The sequence below is a fragment of the Lysobacterales bacterium genome (assembly GCA_014946745.1).
GTDB lineage: Bacteria > Pseudomonadota > Gammaproteobacteria > Xanthomonadales > Xanthomonadaceae > Aquimonas.
Map to the genome: position 1 here is coordinate 154,558 of JADCRD010000003.1, position 16,193 is coordinate 170,750.

13 protein-coding genes are annotated in these 16,193 nt (G+C 69.8%); 6 read left to right on the plus strand and 7 right to left on the minus strand.

Going from position 1 to position 16,193, the window contains the following annotated elements; translation table 11 throughout:
- Positions 1-26 precede the first annotated feature (26 nt).
- Positions 27-929, minus strand: a complete 903-nt coding sequence (lpxL, locus tag H4O13_16560) for an LpxL/LpxP family Kdo(2)-lipid IV(A) lauroyl/palmitoleoyl acyltransferase (GenBank protein ID MBE5317008.1) — start codon at positions 927-929, stop codon at positions 27-29.
- On the minus strand, positions 926-3,646 hold the full coding sequence (locus H4O13_16565; GenBank protein MBE5317009.1) for an ATP-binding cassette domain-containing protein: 2,721 nt from the start codon (positions 3,644-3,646) through the stop codon (positions 926-928). Before H4O13_16565 ends, lpxL begins: the two co-directional genes overlap by 4 nt.
- A gap of 95 nt (positions 3,647-3,741) precedes the next feature.
- Between H4O13_16565 and hemB the strand changes: the two genes are divergently transcribed.
- Positions 3,742-4,734 (plus strand): porphobilinogen synthase, encoded by a 993-nt coding sequence (hemB, locus tag H4O13_16570; protein ID MBE5317010.1) that lies wholly within the window; start codon positions 3,742-3,744, stop codon positions 4,732-4,734.
- A 738-nt stretch (positions 4,735-5,472) separates the two neighbouring features.
- Here the strand turns inward: hemB and H4O13_16575 are convergent.
- From H4O13_16575 to H4O13_16585, 3 genes are all read right to left on the minus strand, one after another.
- Positions 5,473-5,883 carry a hypothetical protein gene (locus H4O13_16575; GenBank protein ID MBE5317011.1) on the minus strand — a complete coding sequence of 137 codons (411 nt, stop codon included), beginning with the start codon at positions 5,881-5,883 and terminating at the stop codon, positions 5,473-5,475.
- 706 nt (positions 5,884-6,589) lie between these two features.
- Entirely contained in the window at positions 6,590-7,234 is a 645-nt protein-coding gene (locus H4O13_16580; protein MBE5317012.1) for a hypothetical protein, read from the minus strand.
- Between the two features lie 70 nt (positions 7,235-7,304).
- Positions 7,305-7,619, minus strand: a complete 315-nt coding sequence (locus tag H4O13_16585; protein MBE5317013.1) for a hypothetical protein — start codon at positions 7,617-7,619, stop codon at positions 7,305-7,307.
- Between the two features lie 227 nt (positions 7,620-7,846).
- Between H4O13_16585 and aroE the strand changes: the two genes are divergently transcribed.
- The 4 genes from aroE (at position 7,847) to H4O13_16605 (ending at position 10,578) form a co-directional block, all read left to right on the plus strand.
- Positions 7,847-8,689: a shikimate dehydrogenase gene (aroE, locus tag H4O13_16590; GenBank protein MBE5317014.1), complete on the plus strand. Its 843-nt coding sequence runs from the start codon at positions 7,847-7,849 to the stop codon at positions 8,687-8,689.
- Positions 8,689-8,940 (plus strand): YkgJ family cysteine cluster protein, encoded by a 252-nt coding sequence (locus H4O13_16595; protein MBE5317015.1) that lies wholly within the window; start codon positions 8,689-8,691, stop codon positions 8,938-8,940. The genes aroE and H4O13_16595 overlap by 1 nt, the downstream gene beginning before the upstream one ends.
- 107 nt (positions 8,941-9,047) lie before the next feature.
- Positions 9,048-9,434: a hypothetical protein gene (locus tag H4O13_16600; protein MBE5317016.1), complete on the plus strand. Its 387-nt coding sequence runs from the start codon at positions 9,048-9,050 to the stop codon at positions 9,432-9,434.
- Positions 9,435-9,810: 376 nt separating this feature from the next.
- On the plus strand, positions 9,811-10,578 hold the full coding sequence (locus H4O13_16605; protein MBE5317017.1) for a MipA/OmpV family protein: 768 nt from the start codon (positions 9,811-9,813) through the stop codon (positions 10,576-10,578).
- Between the two features lie 80 nt (positions 10,579-10,658).
- On the opposite strand, the gene H4O13_16610 is transcribed toward H4O13_16605, so the two are convergent.
- Positions 10,659-11,135, minus strand: coding sequence for a copper chaperone PCu(A)C (locus H4O13_16610; protein ID MBE5317018.1), 477 nt, complete (start codon positions 11,133-11,135; stop codon positions 10,659-10,661).
- Between the two features lie 290 nt (positions 11,136-11,425).
- Between H4O13_16610 and H4O13_16615 the strand changes: the two genes are divergently transcribed.
- Complete coding sequence (locus H4O13_16615) at positions 11,426-13,159, plus strand: hypothetical protein (protein MBE5317019.1); 1,734 nt, start codon at positions 11,426-11,428, stop codon at positions 13,157-13,159.
- A 52-nt stretch (positions 13,160-13,211) separates the two neighbouring features.
- On the opposite strand, the gene aceE is transcribed toward H4O13_16615, so the two are convergent.
- Positions 13,212-15,920 carry a pyruvate dehydrogenase (acetyl-transferring), homodimeric type gene (gene aceE / locus H4O13_16620; GenBank protein MBE5317020.1) on the minus strand — a complete coding sequence of 903 codons (2,709 nt, stop codon included), beginning with the start codon at positions 15,918-15,920 and terminating at the stop codon, positions 13,212-13,214.
- Positions 15,921-16,193: the final 273 nt, after the last annotated feature.

A 16,193-nucleotide genomic window follows, 5' to 3' on the forward strand; every position in this document is an offset into this window, starting at 1 on the left:
CGAGGCTGGCGGCCTTCAAGCCGTGCTCAATACACCGGCGGCTCGCCCGGCGGTCGGCGCTTGTAGCGCTTGTGCACCCACAGGTACTGCGCCGGCGCTTCGCGCACCATGGCCTCGACCGCGGTGTTGACCCGCGTGGTATCGGCCGCAGCATCGGCGCTCGGGAAATCGGCCAAGGGCTGGCCGATGCGCAGCACGTAGCGAGCGCCCTCGCGGCGATGGAAAAAGGGCACCACTGCTGCGCCGGACAGCCGCGCCAGTTGATGCGTCGCCGTGATGCTGGCGGCGGGAATGCCGAAGAAGGGCACGAACAGGGTGTCCTTGCCCAGCATGTCCTGGTCCGGCGCGTACCACAGGATGCCGCCGCCCTTGAGATGGCGGATCGCCGCGCGCAGCTCCTCGCGCTTGAACATCGCGCAGGCGTAGCGCAGTCGCCCGGCCAGCACCGCGGCCTCCATCACCGGCTCGTCGTGGGCGCGGTACATGCCGGCCACCGGGACATGTGCGGTCAGCAGGCGTCCACAGGCTTCCAGCGTGGTGAAGTGGCCGGACACCAGCAGCACGCCGCGGCCCTCGCGGGCCAGCGCTTGCAGGTGCTCGATGCCTTCGATTTCGAGCCCGCGCCGCCAGGGCCTCTCGCTGCCGAACCAGGCGCGGGCGAACTCGAAAGCGCCGGTGCCCAGCGCGGCGAAGTGCTCGCGCAGGAGGCGCTCACGATCGGCGGGTGCGAGTGCGGGAAACACCAGTTCGAGATTGCGCGCGGCCACGCGGCGGCGGCCGCGCGCGACCCACAGCAGCAGGCGGCCCAACACTGGACCAAGGCGCAGCTGCCACGACCACGGAATGCGCGCCGCCAGCTTGAGCGCGGCGACGCCGAGCTGGGCGGGCCAGTGGCGCGGCGCCCACAGGGAAGAAGGCTTGGAACTCATGGCGCCAGTGTAGCGGCCGCGCCGCGCCCGCCGGAGGCCTGCAGGCTGCGCCAGGCGCCGACCAGCGCCCGCGCATGCAGATGCTGGGGCGCCGACAGCAGACGGTCGGTCGGCCCCACTTCGACCACGCGGCCTTCGAACATCACCGCACAGCGCTGGGCCAGTGCGGCCGCCGCGCCCGGGTCATGGGTGATGAACAGCAGGCTCAGGCGCCGCGTTCGCTGCAGCTGACGCAGCAGGTCCAGCACCTGGCGGCGGCTGATGGCATCGAGCGCGCTCACCGCCTCATCGCAGACCAGCAGTTCAGGTTCGAGCATCAGCGCGCGGGCGATGGCGATGCGCTGGCGTTGGCCGCCGGAGAAGGCGTGCGGATAGCGTCCCAGCGCGTCGGATTCCAAGCCGACTTCGTTCAGGGCCTGCACCAGTCGTGCGCGCTCGCAGCGCTGACCGTGCAGGGCCAGCGGTTCGGACAGCAGGGCCCCGATACGCTGGCGCGGATCGAGCGAGCTGTAGGGGTCCTGGAAGACGATCTGCGCGCGCGGGCGCAGCTGCCGCAGCGCCCTGCCCGACAGCGCATGCAGCGGCGCGTGGTGCAGCCAGGCCTCGCCTTCGAGGCCTGCGTTGGTGAGCCGCAGCAGGCCGCGCACCAGCGAGCTTTTGCCGCTGCCCGAGGCGCCGAGCACGGCCAGGCATTCGCCGGCACCGACTTCAAGCTCGACGCCCTGCACAGCGGCGCGCGCGGTCTGCGGATAGCGCAGGCCGAAGCCGCGCAGGCGCAGCAGAGGCGCGGTCGCTTCGGCCGCTGGGGTCTGCAGCGATGACCCGGGTGCAGCGGCCGGCGTGCGCGCGTTGCCGCCGGAGTGGGCCGCAGTGCGGGTGTCTTGCGCTGCGATGTGACGGTCCGTCGCTGTTCCGGCGTCGCGCGCCGCCAGCAGCCGCTGTGTGTAGCCCGCCTGCGGATTCGCCAGCACCGCGTCGGTCGGCCCCTGCTCGACCACGCGCCCGCGTTCCAGCACGCAGAGCTGATCCGCCAGACGCGCGACCACGTCGAGATCGTGGCCGATGAACAGCAGGGCGAGACCGCGCTCGCGGCGCAGGCGTTCGAGCAGTTCCAGCACCTCGTGCTGGCTCAGCAGATCGAGCGCGCTGGTGGCCTCGTCGCAGATCAGCAACTGCGGCTGCCCGCACAGGGCGAGCGCGATCATCACCCGCTGGCGCTGGCCGCCGCTCAGCTGGCCCGGGCGGGCGCGCAGGAAGCGCTCGACCGACAGCGCCTGCGTTTGCCGCGGGTACCCCTCGCTTGCGGTCGATGCGTGGGCGGCCTGCGCCGCCGTGCCAGCCGCGGCTGTATGCCCGACCTCGACCTCGACCTCGACTTCGACTTCGCCCAGCCCGACTTCGATCAGCGCCGCGCGCGCGGCCGACTCCAGCGCATCGCCGCGCAGGCCGCGCAGCTGGCGCAGGCTCTCGCGCAGCTGGCTGCCCACGCTGCGCAGGGGATGCAGGCTGGCCAGCGGGTCCTGGAAAACCAGGCCGAGCGCGCGCCCGCGCAGCCCGGCGGGCAGGGGCTTGGCGAGATCGATGCAGCGATCGCCTAGACGCAGCCGGCCCTGCGCGCGCAGCCCGCGCGGCAACAGCCCCGTCAGCGCCAGCGCCGACAGGCTCTTGCCCGAGCCCGAGCCGCCGATCAGGCCGAGGCAGGCGCCGCGCGCCAGCGCGAAGGACAGCGGGCCGATGGCGCGGCCGTCGGGCAGGGTGATGGTGAGATCCTCGACGGCGATCGCGGTGTCTGCGTCGGTCGCGTGCGGCCTCGCATCGGCGCTGGGCTCGATGCGGGCCTCGCCCGAAGCGGACGCCTGCGGGGCAGCGTCCACCAGCCGCGGATCCAGCGCATCGCGCAGCGCTTCCCCGAGGCGCTGGAAGGTCAGCAGCAGCGCGCACAGCAGCAGGGCGGGGCCGATCAGCACCCAGGGCGCGGTGTCGAGTTCCTGCGCGCCTTCGCCCAGCAGCGCGCCCAGCCCCGCCCACGGCTCGCTGAGGCCCAGCCCCAGAAAGCCGAGAAAGCTCTCGACCAGCACCACGTTGGCAGCGATCAGGCCGGCATAGACGAGGGCCAGCGGCAGCAGGTTGGGAATCACATGCCGGCGCAGCAGATCGACACGCCCGGCGCCGGCGGCGCGCGCGGCCAGCACGAAGCCGCTGTCGCGCAGGCGCGCGGCCTCGGCGCGCATGACCCGCGCCAGGTCGATCCAGGCCTGCCCGGCGATGGCGCCGAGCAGCAGCCACAGCGAGCGCTCGAACAGGGCCAGCAGCAGGATCACCAGCAGCAGGAAGGGCAGGGCGGAGAGCACGTCCAGCGCGCGCATCATCAGGCGCTCGCTGCGGCCACCGACCAGCCCCGCCCAGGCGCCGTAGGCCAGCCCGATCAGCAGGGCGACCAGCGTTGCGCTGACCCCGATCAGCAGCGACATGCGCAGGCCCATCAGGCTGCGCGCCAGCACGTCGCGGCCGATCGCATCGGTGCCCAGCCAGTGCTGCCATGAGGGCGGCTCGGAGAGGGCCTCCCAGTCGGGCTTCCAGGCCGCCTCGCTGCCGGTGATCAGCGGGCCTACGAAGGCGAGTACGGCCAGCGCGCCGAGCAGCCACAGCAGGCGCCGCACGGGCGCCGAGGCCAGGGCGTAGCGTTGGGCGGGCAAGGGCAGGGCTTCGACAGTCATGGCCGCGCAGGATACGGCCAGGCGATCGCGATCAACGAGCGCAGACAGGCTCAGCCTTACACTGCGCGCCTTTCCCGAATCGACCGGAGCCCGCCATGGCCTACCCGCACACCCGCCCGCGCCGCATGCGTCGCGACGACTTCTCGCGCCGGCTGATGCGCGAGCATCGCCTGAGCGCGGACGACCTGATCCTGCCGGTGTTCGTACGCGAGGGCGAGAACCTGCGCGAGTCGATCGGCTCGATGCCGGGCGTTGAGCGGCTGTCGATCGATCTGCTGCTGAAGCTCGCCGATGAAGCGGTCGAACTCGGCATTCCGGCGCTGGCCCTGTTTCCGGTGACGCCGCCGGAAGCGAAGTCGCGGGACGCCGCCGAGGCCTGGAACCCGCAGGGCCTGGCCCAGCGCGCGGTGCGCGCCTTGAAGGGGCGGCATCCGGGTCTCGGCGTGATCACCGATGTCGCCCTGGACCCCTTCACCACCCACGGCCAGGATGGCCTGATCGACGCCAGCGGCTACGTGGTCAACGACGAGACCGTCGAAGCCCTGGTCAAGCAGGCGCTGAGCCACGCCGAGGCCGGAGCCGACGTGGTCGCGCCCTCGGACATGATGGACGGCCGCATCGGCGCGATTCGTTCTGCGCTGGAAGCGGCGGGCCACAGCCACACCCGCATCCTTGCGTATTCGGCCAAGTACGCCAGCAGCTTCTACGGGCCCTTCCGCGACGCTGTGGGCTCGGCCGGTAACCTGGGCAAGGGCAACAAGTACACCTACCAGATGGACCCGGCCAACTCCGACGAAGCCCTGCGCGAGGTTGGCCTGGATCTCGACGAAGGCGCCGATATGGTGATGGTCAAACCGGGCCTGCCCTATCTCGACATCGTGCGGCGGGTGAAGGACCGCTTCGGCGCGCCGACCTTCGTCTACCAGGTCAGCGGCGAGTACGCGATGCTCAAGGCCGCCGCACAAAACGGCTGGCTCGACGAGCGCGCGGTGGCGCTGGAGTCCCTGCTGTCGATCAAGCGCGCGGGCGCCGACGCCATCCTGACCTACTACGCGCTGGACGCCGCACGCTGGTTGCGCGAGGGCTGAGCGCATAGGGTGGGCCCTGGCCCACCGTGAGCTGCGCACTGCTCGAACGAGTGGTTCTTCTCGAAGCTTGGCGCCGGATGCAGCGACGGCGCGCCTTCGCTGACCTGACGAAAGCGCTGCATTGAGCCCCTCTCCCCGTGTGGAGCTAACCGAGTCGCTAATGGCCCCTCGGTGGGGGCCATGACTCGGTGAGCCCGAGCGAAGCGAAGGTCAAGGGGTCGGGGGAGAGGGGTGAAGCCTGCCGCGAGGGTCGTCCCCCTCTCCCAAACCTGCCGTCGCTTCGCTCAGGCCGCGGAGCGTGTCGGCCGCCAAGGGCAGCCGACCAGCACTCTCCTCCGCTTCCCGCGAGGCGTGAGGGCGATGCGCCTCCATCGGTCGCCCGGCACTACTCGGGCGCTGCAGCTTCAAGCACTCCTCGTGCGCTGTGCATGCGTTCGCCCGAGCCAACCGTCCATCCCCAACTGCCCGCCAGAGCGCGTCGAATCACGTCCTCTGCGGAGCGCCCGGACACCTGGAACTCCCGTTGCGCAAGCTCCGGCTGCCAGCCAGCACAACGAAGCTCGACATCTATCCCCGAGCCCCGCAAACGGAAGAAGAAGTCATGGCTCTGATTCGCCAGTGGGCGCTCGATCCACTTCAAGCGGACCCCGCCGAGCGCGCTGGCGAGTTGGTGGGCCGCATCGGCCAGGGTCAGGGGCTGTGGCGACTGTAGCCAGAACCGCGTTGCAGCGGGCGCGCTCATTCCACCCTCGCACCGGGTGCTTCGCCGATGCGCTCGAACGCCAGTTCAAACGCATCGCCATCAAAGCTCAGAACACGTCCGACCCGATCCAGCACGGCATGGAAGGTCTTGCGCGTAGCCGAGGCATCCTCACCGCGATCCACCACAGCGGGATCCGCGGCAATCGCCTTGACCATGCGCAGCGGCAGGCCGTGCGCCAGCGCTTCGCGCAGATGCTCGGCAAATAGCCGATTGCCCGGACCCTGCCAGCGGCTCAGGCGGTCGCGATACACCCAGACGCCGTTCTCGGTCCGCAGCCTGTGCTGCCAGAGGCTCATCACTACGCCCTCAGCCGAGCGTGCGGAGACGGCCCACTGCACGTTGGCGAGCTTGGCGTTGAAGCGGGCGAACTCGGCGGCGATTCCCATGGGGCGGTGTCCTTGGACTGTCCAACAGTTCACCAACGTTGCCCAGAACAATGTCTCGGCGAGCGATGACCAAGGCGCCCTGCACGCCTGCGATGTTGGGACGCGCCTGCGGCTTGCCCCAACCTACGCGCCGCTTGTCCCAACCTACCCGAACTCCGCGGCGTGGCCCAGGCTTGGTAGGTTGGCGCCAAGCGCAGCGCGGCCCAACGGTGATCGCGGCGAGCTGTGAGTCTGCGATGTTGGGACGCGCCTGCGGCTTGTCCCAACCTACGCGCCGCTTGTCCCAACCTACCCGAACTCCGCGGCGTGGCCCAGGCTTGGTAGGTTGGCGCCAAGCGCAGCGCGGCCCAACGGTGATCGCGGCGAGCTGTGAGTCTGCGATGTTGGGACGCGCCTGCGGCTTGTCCCAACCTACGCGCCGCTTGTCCCAACCTACCCGAACTCCGCGGCGTGGCCCAGGCTTGGTAGGTTGGCGCCAAGCGCAGCGCGGCCCAACGGTGATCGCGGCGAGCTGTGAGTCTGCGATGTTGGGACGCGCCTGCGGCCTGTCCCAACCTACGCGCCGCTTGTCCCAACCTACGCGAATAATGCGCTGCGGCTCAGCCTTCGTAGGTTGGTGCCAAGCGCAGCGCGGCCCAACTCCGGGCGCACGGATGGCAGAGACTGCCTGAGACATCCGCGCGAACACGTTCTCGAAGCGCTCCGTTCAGACACCCCGCGCTTGCGTGGCAGCAAGGCAGACGTCGAGCGCGCTAAGCGCCCGCGCGAAGCCCTCCGCTCCCAGATTGCCCGCGCTCAGCGACGCGGAGCGCGCGTTCTTCGGCCGCAGCAGGCCCGCATAGCTCGCGAGCTCGGGCACCGCGCCGCACCAGTTGCGATAGCCGCGCATGCACAGCACCAGCGCATCGCGCCGCATCGCCCGCTGCAGCAGTTCGAAGCTGAAGCGCTGCGAGGGCAGGCGCAGATGGGCGTGGGCGAAGGATCGCGAGTGGTACGGAAAGAACTCGATGCACAGCAGGCGCGCGGCGAGCTGTTCAACGCTGCAGCCGGCCGCCTTGAGCACGGGCCCGACCTGACGCAGCCACCAGCGATGGCCGGGGCCTTGGCTCGGGTCCAGAAGGTGGAAGTGCGGTGCCCCGCTGTCGCTCTGGACATGCGCCCGCAGTGCACGGGTGAAGTCTTCACGCTGATGGTGGCGGGCATCGTCCTCCCCCACACCCGGGTTCAAGAGCAGCACCACCACCGGCGCCTCGTGCGGACCGAAGAAAGGCTCGGGCTGCAGATCGAGGTTCAGAGCCGCGCGCGCTCCTCGTCGTCTTCCGCCATAGGCGACCGCAGCAGTGGCAGCCACGGCGCATCGCAGGCAGGCACAAACGGCGCGGCGACTGACAAGTCGCGCCACGGGTTGAGTGCGCTCTCGCTCACGCCACGCCATTCAACTTGGCGGCGCTGGCCTTGCCGCGCCCGCGCTTCGCCTTCTCGATCGGCAGCAGGCCGGTCAGGGCCTGGTGGCGTTCGAGTAGGAAGGCGACGCGTGCGGCGTCGGCGCCGAGTGTCGGGGCCTTCAGACCGGCGGCTTTCTCGACCGCGGTGTAGGCGGCATCGATGGCGCGGTCGAAGAGGTGGAAGAAGCCGTCCCAGAAGCTCTTGGCCTCGGCGTCTTCCGACGACTCCTGCGCCCAGTCGCGTGAGAAGCGCAGGGCGCGGTCCTTGATCTCGTTCCAGCTCAGCGGCATGCAGTGCCCCCCGACATGCGAACTCGGCGAGGATGCCATAGCGCAGCGGCGCCAGACGGCGCGCGGCGCTTTCGACGTATCGCGGTGCTAGCGCGCCGCGCAGTGTCCCTTCTCGCTGGTCTGCCCGGCATGTTCCATCGCGGGCGCCCGATCCAGTCCCCGCGGACGCGCTGCAGCAAGCTGCTAGAGTCGGGCGCCCTGCATTCCCTGCCTTCGAGGAGCCCGCCATGACCCAGCACTTCGCCGTCTTCGGCCAGCCGATCCACCACTCGCTGTCGCCCTGGATCCACCACGAATTCGGCAAGCAGTGCGGGATCGATCTCGACTACCGCGCGATCGAGGCCAGCCCGGAGGACTTCGCCACTGCGATCGCGTCGTTCGGTGCGGCCGGCGGTCGCGGCGCCAACATCACCCTGCCGCACAAGGAGGCCGCCTACGCCCTCTGCAAGGAAGTGAGCGAGTACGCCTTCCATGCGGGTGCGGTGAACACCCTGATCCGTCAGGGTGACGGCTGGCTGGGCGACAACACCGACGGCGCGGGCCTGATCCGCGACCTCACCGAGCGCGAGCGTCTCGACTTGCGCGGCCGGCGCTGCCTGATGATCGGTGCCGGCGGCGCCGCGCGCGGTGTCGCACCGGCGCTGATCGAAGCCGGCGTGGCCGAGCTGATGATCGTCAACCGCAGCCCGGAGCGCGCCGACAAGCTCGCCGACATCCTCGGTGAGCCGGACCGCGTCAAGACGCGCTACTGGCAGGATCTGGGCGAGCAGGGCAGCTTCGAGCTGATCATCAACGCGACCTCGGCGGGTCGCCTGGGCGGTGCGCTCGATCTGCCCTTCGCTCTGCTGGCGCCGCGCGCGCTGTGCGTCGATCTGAGCTACGGCGAGGCGGCGATCGGCTTTCTGTCCTGGGCCCGCGCCGGCGGCTGCGAGCACGCGGTCGACGGCCTCGGCATGCTGATCGAACAGGCTGCCGAGAGCTTCCTGCGCTGGCACGGCGTGCGCCCGCAGACCGACGAGGTCTATGCCGCCCTGCGTGTGCGCCAGAACGAACTGCAGACGGCCGACTGATGCAGTGCCGGACGGGCTGCGGCGCCTGCTGCATCGCGCCCAGCATCAGCAGCCCCATCCCCGGCATGCCGCAGGGCAAGCCCGCCGGCGTGCGCTGCGTGCAGCTCGATGACTTGAACCGCTGCCGGATCTTCGGTCGGCCGGAGCGGCCGGCCGTGTGCTCGGCGCTGAAGCCCGAGCCCGCGATGTGCGGCGCGGATGCGGCCGAGGCTCTGGCCTGGCTGGCGCGCTTGGAGCAGGCGACCGGCTGACTCGCGACACGCAGACTCGCTTCACCCTCCACCGATTCACCCCCGAAGGCGTCGCGCAGCGTCGACCACAGCGTCGATTGCGCTTCGCCCAAACCGGAGCGCTTCCCATGAGCCAACCCGCGCACAGCGGCGTGCTGATCTACGCCAAGCAGCTCGAACGCATGTCGATCTTCTACCAGCGCGTGCTGGGCCTGCGCGAAGTGCATGCCGATGCGATGCACCGGGTGCTTAGCGCTGGCGAGACCCAGCTGCTGCTGCACGCCCTGCCGCCGCACGTGGCCGCGCAGGTGCAGATCGCATCGCCGCCCGAGCCGCGCGAGACCCAGGCCATCAAGCCCTTCTTCACCGTGCCCAGCCTGGCCGAGGCCGAACGCGAGGTCGACGCCTGTGGTGGCCTGATCCACGGGCCGATCTGGCCGGGCCCCGGGCTGCGCGTGCGCAACGTCTGCGACCCCGAGGGCAATGTCCTGCATCTGCGCGAGCGGGTGGGCTGAAGGCGTGACCGCGCCTGAAGAGCCGCGTGCGAATGCCCCGCGTGTGGGGGTCTCTCAGGAAACAGAACGCTTGCGACCCGCTGGTCGTACCGCGACGCCCGGCTGTTTGCAGGAGCGAGCGTGCTCGCGACCTGCAGGGTGGGGCCAGCATGCAGACTGCAGTCGCCTGCAAGCAGGCTCCTACCAAAAGCGCGAGCGGACCGAACCGAGTTTCTTCGAGAACACCTGCTTCGCGGCGCGGCGCTGAGACGCTCTCAGGCGCTGGAGTTCCGGCCTTGCGTAGGCCCCTGCGCGCAGGCTCTGCCGCGGGGCTTGACGCGGCCTTGCCGTCTGCCCGCGCAGGCTCCGCGCCACCTTCACAGTGCAGGTCGCACCTATGTCCTTCGTCCGTTCGCTGTCTTCGCTGGGCCTGCTCGCCACGCTCGCCGTGCCGGCGCTTGATGCGCGAGCGCAGAACGATCGGCGCGGGCCGCCGACCTGGAGTGCCGGGGTGATGGGCATCGTTCGCGATACGCCCTATCGCGAGGCCGACAGCGACAACATCGTGGTGCCCTTCGTCGGCTACGAGGGTGAGCGCGTGTACTTTCGCGGCCTGAACCTCGGCTGGAAGCTCGACCCCACCGCCGACATCCAGGTCGAGCTGATCGCCCGCGCCCGTCTCGACGGCTTCGAGGCCAAGGATTCCCCGGTCTTTGCCGGCATGGCCGAGCGCGAGCGCTCACTTGAGTTGGGCGCCTCGGCCAGCCGTGCGCTCGGCCCGGGGCGCATCGAGTTCGCGGCCTTCACCGATGCGCTCGACCGCAGCGGCGGCCAGGAGCTGGACCTGATGTGGCGCGGCGACTTCGGCCGCGGGCCCTTCCGCGTGCAGCCCGAGGCCGGCCTGCGCTGGCAGAGCGAAGACCTGGTCGACTACTACTTCGGCGTGCGTGCGGACGAAGCCACGACCCTGCGGCCGGCCTATCGCGCAGGTTCGGCGCTGGTGCCGCGCGTGGCGGTGAATGCGCTGGCCCCGCTGGGCGGGCAGTGGAGCCTGTTCGCGCGCTTGTCCTACGACGATCTGCCCGCGGCCATCACCGACAGCCCGCTGGTCGATCGCGGCAGCGAGCGGCGCGCTTTCATCGGTCTCGTTTACGGCTTCCGCTGAGAGGCGCGCGCCGCGGGCGGTTCCAACCCTGTGCATTGAGACGCCTCCGCCCGCGGCCGCGGGCGGAGCCTCACCTGCGGTCAGTGGTGCGCGTGCGGGTCGGCCGGCTTGCCGCTGCGGTCTGCCACTGCGAACTCGACCTGGATCGACGCGTCGCCGTCGAAGCGCAGGGTGACCGGAATCGTCTCGCCTTCCGCGAAGGCGGGATCGGGGTTGAAGAACATCAGATGCTCGGCGCCGGGCTTCAGGCTGATCTTCGCGCCGGCAGGAATCTCGATGCCGTCCGGTAGACGGCGCATGCGCATCACGCCATCGACCTCGGTCATGGTGTGGATTTCCATGCTCGACGCCCGCGGGCTCTCCGCGCCGAGCAGGCGGCGCGTCGTCTCGCCCGCGTTGTGGATCTCGACATAGCCGCCGCCGACGCGCGCGCCCGGCGGCATCGGCCGCACCCAGGCGCCGCTCACGTGCAGGGTGGACGCATCGGCAGCAACAGCAGCCGCTGCGGGCAGCAGGCCCGCGAGCAGCAGGGAACAAGCAAGAGCACGAAGCAGCATGATCAGCTTCCAGGGGACGGGCGCGCGAGACTAGCGCCGCCCGCGTGAATGGTCGATGCGACCGGATGTCGCAGGGGCGTGATGTCGCCGGTGCCAGACGTTGCCGGTGCCAGGCGTCGCAAGCGCCGGAGTCGCAGGTGGCGAACCGCAGCGGATCCCGCTGGGGACTGCCGGCAAGCCATCCGCCCGAGCGGCGAGTGGGGCGTCGCAGGAGGCGAGCAGCACGGGGCTGTGTCCGGAAGCGGGGTGGCGCCCCGTATCGCCTCGACTGACGCCCTCATGAGCCCGCCATGCACCGCTTGATCTCAGCGCCCTCCCCGTGTCGCCTGCTGTTGACCCTCGTCCTTGCCAGCCTGGCCGCGGCACCTGCCGAGGCCCAGTTCGACGCCCAGGGCGTGCAGTACCTGAGCCCGATGGGCGAGGCCAACAATGCGCTCGGCAGCGCGCTGGCGGTGCACGCCGATGGCAGCTTCACCGTCGCGGGCACCGGCTACCCCAGAGGGGCGGCGACGCCGGTGCGGCTGCTGCTGCGCCGCTACCGCGCCAACGGCACTCTCGATACGTCCTTCGACTTCAGCCTGGAGCATTCGGCGGACATCCGCCTGTCGCCGCGCAGCCTGCTGGCCTTGCCCGACGGCGGCCTGCTGCTGGCCTATACCCTCGCCAACCCTAACTCGCCCGGTGACGGCTACACCCGGATCGTCAAGCTCAATGCCAGCGGCGTGCCCAGCGCTGGGTTCAGCCAGTTCACGTTCGACCCGAGCCTGGGCTACGACGAGGTGAATACGCTGGCGCTGCAGGCCGATGGCCGCATCCTGATGGCAGGCAGCTGGCCGGTGCCGGGCAGCAGCGGCCAGCGCCAGGCCGTGGCCCTTCGCCTGCTCCCCAACGGCAGCCTGGACGCCAGCTTCGGCGACAGCGGCTACTTCAACCAGATGGGCATGCTGAGTCCCAATCAGCTGCAGACCCTGCTGTCAGATCCGGACTTCCGGTCCATCAACCTGCTCGCCGACGGCCGCATCCAGCTGGTCGGCACGGCCAGCAACTCCACCCGCAGCCGCAGCGAGATCCTGCTGATGCGGCTGCAGCCGGATGGCAGTCGCGATCCCGAATTCAACAGCGGCCAGCCACGTCTGTACGCGCATCAGCGCGGCAGCAATCTAGGCTTTCGCACCGAGGGCAGCGCCGCCGATGTCTCGCCCGAGGGCGTGATCCTGGTCGGTGGCTTCAGCACGGCAGGCAACAGCAATGCGCCTTACCTCTGGCAGTTCAATGCGAGCGGCCAGCTGATGGCCTCGGCCTCCGCGGAGCTCGATGATTTCCACACCGTTCGCGACGTGCAGCTGCTGCCGAATGCCGGCGCCGTCGCCGTGGGCAGCTACACCGACGCCAGCGTCACCGGCGCCCTGCTGGCGGTGTACCCGCAGGGCCTTGGCTTCAGCGGCAGCTTCATCGGGCGCTTCCCCTCGAGCGCGCGCGACCACAGCTTGTCGGCCGTGGCCTACCTGCCGGACAGCGGGCGCGTGCTGAGCTTCGGCAGCGGTGTCACCGCGATCAGCGGGCAGTTCTCGAACCGCTGGGTGCTGACGCTCGACAGCGTTCCTGCTCTGGACCTCCTGCCGACGCTACCCCCGGACCTGCGCTTCGAAGGCGTCGCGCCGGGGGCGAGCATCGACAGCGGCGCGCTGAGCCTGCCGGGCATCAGCGACTTCGTGCGCGTGCCGCTGCGTGTGCGCAGCGGCTCGCTGGAAGTCGGCGGCCTTGGCGTCGACAGCCCCGACGACGCTAGCCCGCGCCTGCTCTGGGCCAACAGCAGCGGCGCGCCGGCGGCGCTGACGCTGCGGCTGCGGCATACGGCCGCAGCGACGCTCGGCGTGGAGACCGTGACGCGACTGCAGGCCGGTGGCGCCGTGCGTTCGCACAACCACGCGCTCACGGTCGGCAGCACCGCCGAGCTGCGCATGGAGTCCTTGACCGGGCAGGGGTCGGCGATCTTCGCGGATGGATTCGAGAACGTGGAATGAGAAGGGCGCCTTGCGGCGCCCTTCGTCATGAACATCAGGATCGCTCAGTCGATCAGACGTGGCTGGGGTTCGGCTTGTCGGCCTGGATGCCGAACTCCTTGATCGCCCGCGCCACGTCTTTGGCGTTCATCACGCCCTCGTCGGCCAGCGCGCAGATCGCCGCGTGCGCGATGTGGAAGCGGTCGACCTCGAAGAAGCGGCGCAGGTTGGCGCGGGTGTCCGAGCGGCCGAAGCCGTCGGTGCCGAGCACGGTGTAGCGCATCGGCACGAAGGCGCGGATCTGGTCGGCGAAGCCGCGCACGTAGTCGGTGGCGGCGATCGCCGGACCCGCGCGGCCTTCGAGCAGTTCAGTCACGTAGGCCTTGCGCTGCGGCTTCTCCGGATTCAGGCGGTTGTGGCGCTCGGCGTCGAAGCCGTCGCGACGCAGCTCGGTGAAGCTCGGGCAGCTCCAGATGTCGGCGCTGACGCCGAACTCCTTCTCCAGCAGCTCAGCGGCCGCCATCACTTCGCGCAGGATCGTGCCCGAGCCCAGCAGCTGCACGTGCGGCTTCTTGCTCTTGCTCTTGCTCTTCCCCGACTCGCCGTTGCCGTTGCCCGATTCCCGCAGCAGATACATGCCGCGGATGATCCCGTCCTCGGCGCCGGCCGGCATTTCCGGGTGGGCGTAGTTCTCGTTCATCAGGGTCAGGTAGTAGTACTCGTCGACCTGCTCCTCGATCATCCGGCGCATGCCGTGCTGCAGGATCACCGCGACCTCGAAGCCGAAGGTCGGGTCATACGGGCGGCAGTTCGGGATGGCACCCGCCAGCAGATGGCTGTGGCCGTCTTCGTGCTGCAGGCCTTCGCCGTTCAGCGTGGTGCGGCCGGCGGTGGCGCCAAGCAGGAAGCCGCGCGAGCGCATGTCGGCGGCCTGCCAGGCGGAGTCGCCGATGCGCTGGAAGCCGAACATCGAGTAGTAGATGTAGAACGGCAGCATCTGCAGGTTGTTGGTGCTGTAGCTGGTGGCCGCGGCCATCCAGCTGGAGAACGCACCGGCCTCGGTGATGCCTTCCTCCAGCACCTGACCGGCGGCGTCTTCGCGGTAGTACATCAGCTGGTCGGCGTCGACCGGCTTGTACTTCTGGCCGTGCGGCGCATAGATGCCGATTTGCCGGAACAGACCCTCCATGCCGAAGGTGCGCGCCTCGTCGGCGACGATCGGCACGCAGCGCGGGCCGACCTGCTTGTCGCGCAGGATGATGTTGAAGGCCTGCACGAAGGCCATGGTGGTGCTGATCTCGCGGTCGCCGCTGGCCTTCAGCAGGCGGTCGAAGGCGTTCAGCTCCGGAACCTTCAGCGATTCGCTGGCCTTTTGCCGGCGCTGCGGCAGCGGGCCGCCCAGCGCGGCGCGACGCGCCTTCAGGTACTGCACTTCCGGCGAGTCGGGGCCGGGGTGGTAGAAGGGCACCTCGGCGAGCTTGTCGTCGGGCACCGGGATCTTGAAACGATCGCGGAAGGCGCGCACCGCCTCGTCGTCGAGCTTCTTGGTCTGATGGGTCGGGTTGAGCGACTCGCCGGCCTTGCCCATGCCGTAGCCCTTGACCGTCTTGGCCAGGATGACCGTGGGCATGCCCTGGGTCTTCATCGCGGCGTCGTAGGCGGCATAGACCTTGTGCGGGTCATGGCCGCCGCGATTCAGGCGCCAGATGTCCTCGTCGCTCAGGTTGGCAACGAGAGCCGCGGTTTCCGGGTACTTGCCGAAGAAGTTGTCGCGCGTGTACTTGCCGCCGAAGGCCTTGCAGTTCTGGTACTCGCCGTCGACCGTTTCCATCATCAGCTGGCGCAGTTTGCCGGTGGTGTCGCGGGCCAGCAGCGGATCCCAGTAGCTGCCCCAGACCAGCTTGATCACGTTCCAGCTGGCGCCGCGGAACACGCCTTCCAGCTCCTGGATGATCTTGCCGTTGCCGCGCACCGGGCCGTCGAGGCGCTGCAGATTGCAGTTGATGACGAAGATCAGATTGTCGAGGCCCTCGCGGCCGGCCAGCGCGATCGCGCCGAGGCTCTCGGGCTCATCGCACTCGCCGTCGCCGAGGAAGCACCACACCTTGCGGTCGGTCTTCGGCATCAGGCCGCGGCCTTCGAGGTACTTCCAGAAGCGCGCCTGGTAGATCGCGCTGATCGGGCCGAGCCCCATCGACACGGTCGGCAGCTGCCAGAAGTCGGGCATCAGCCAAGGGTGCGGGTAGGAGCTGATGCCCTTGCCGTCGACCTCCATGCGGAAGTGGTCGAGCTGGCTCTCGCTGATTCGGCCCTCCAGAAAGGCGCGGGCATACACGCCCGGCGAGGAGTGGCCCTGCACGCCGATCAGATCACCGGGGTGATCCGCACTCGGCGCCCGCCAGAAATGGTTGAAGCCGACGTCGTAGAGGGTGGCGGCCGAGGCGAAGCTGGCAATGTGTCCGCCCAGTTCGCCGGGCTTGCGGTTGGCGCGCACCACCGTGGCCAGCGCGTTCCAGCGCACGATCGAACGGATCCGCCACTCCATCGCGGCGTCGCCGGGGCTTTTCGGCTCCAGAGGCGCCGGGATGGTGTTGACGTACTCGGTGGTCGGGTTGAAGGGCAGGTGGGCGCCGGCGCGGCGGGTCTGCTCGACCATGCGTTCGAGCAGGTAGTGCGCGCGCTCGCCGCCATCGGCCGCGATCACCGCCGACAGCGCTTCGACCCATTCCTGGGTCTCGGTGGGGTCGAGGTCGGTGTCGATCAGATCCTGCAGAACGTTCATGGCGGCCCTCCGAAGGCTGCGGCTGTGCGCGGTGGTGTGCGATTGGTATTCCGGTGGTCTGGCGTGCTCTGCGGCGCCGCCCGACCTCGCCGCGCGGACGCGGACGAAACCGCCGCATGGTAACCGAAGGCCACTTGCCTTGGGCCTCTGCTGCACTGCGGAAAATGCGTACTTCGGCGTACGGAAACGCCCTGCATGCCTTCGTCGCCGCCGCGATGCACGCGCGGTGAACACAAGGCCACTTTGAATACCAGTTCGATGCCCGGGCCTCGC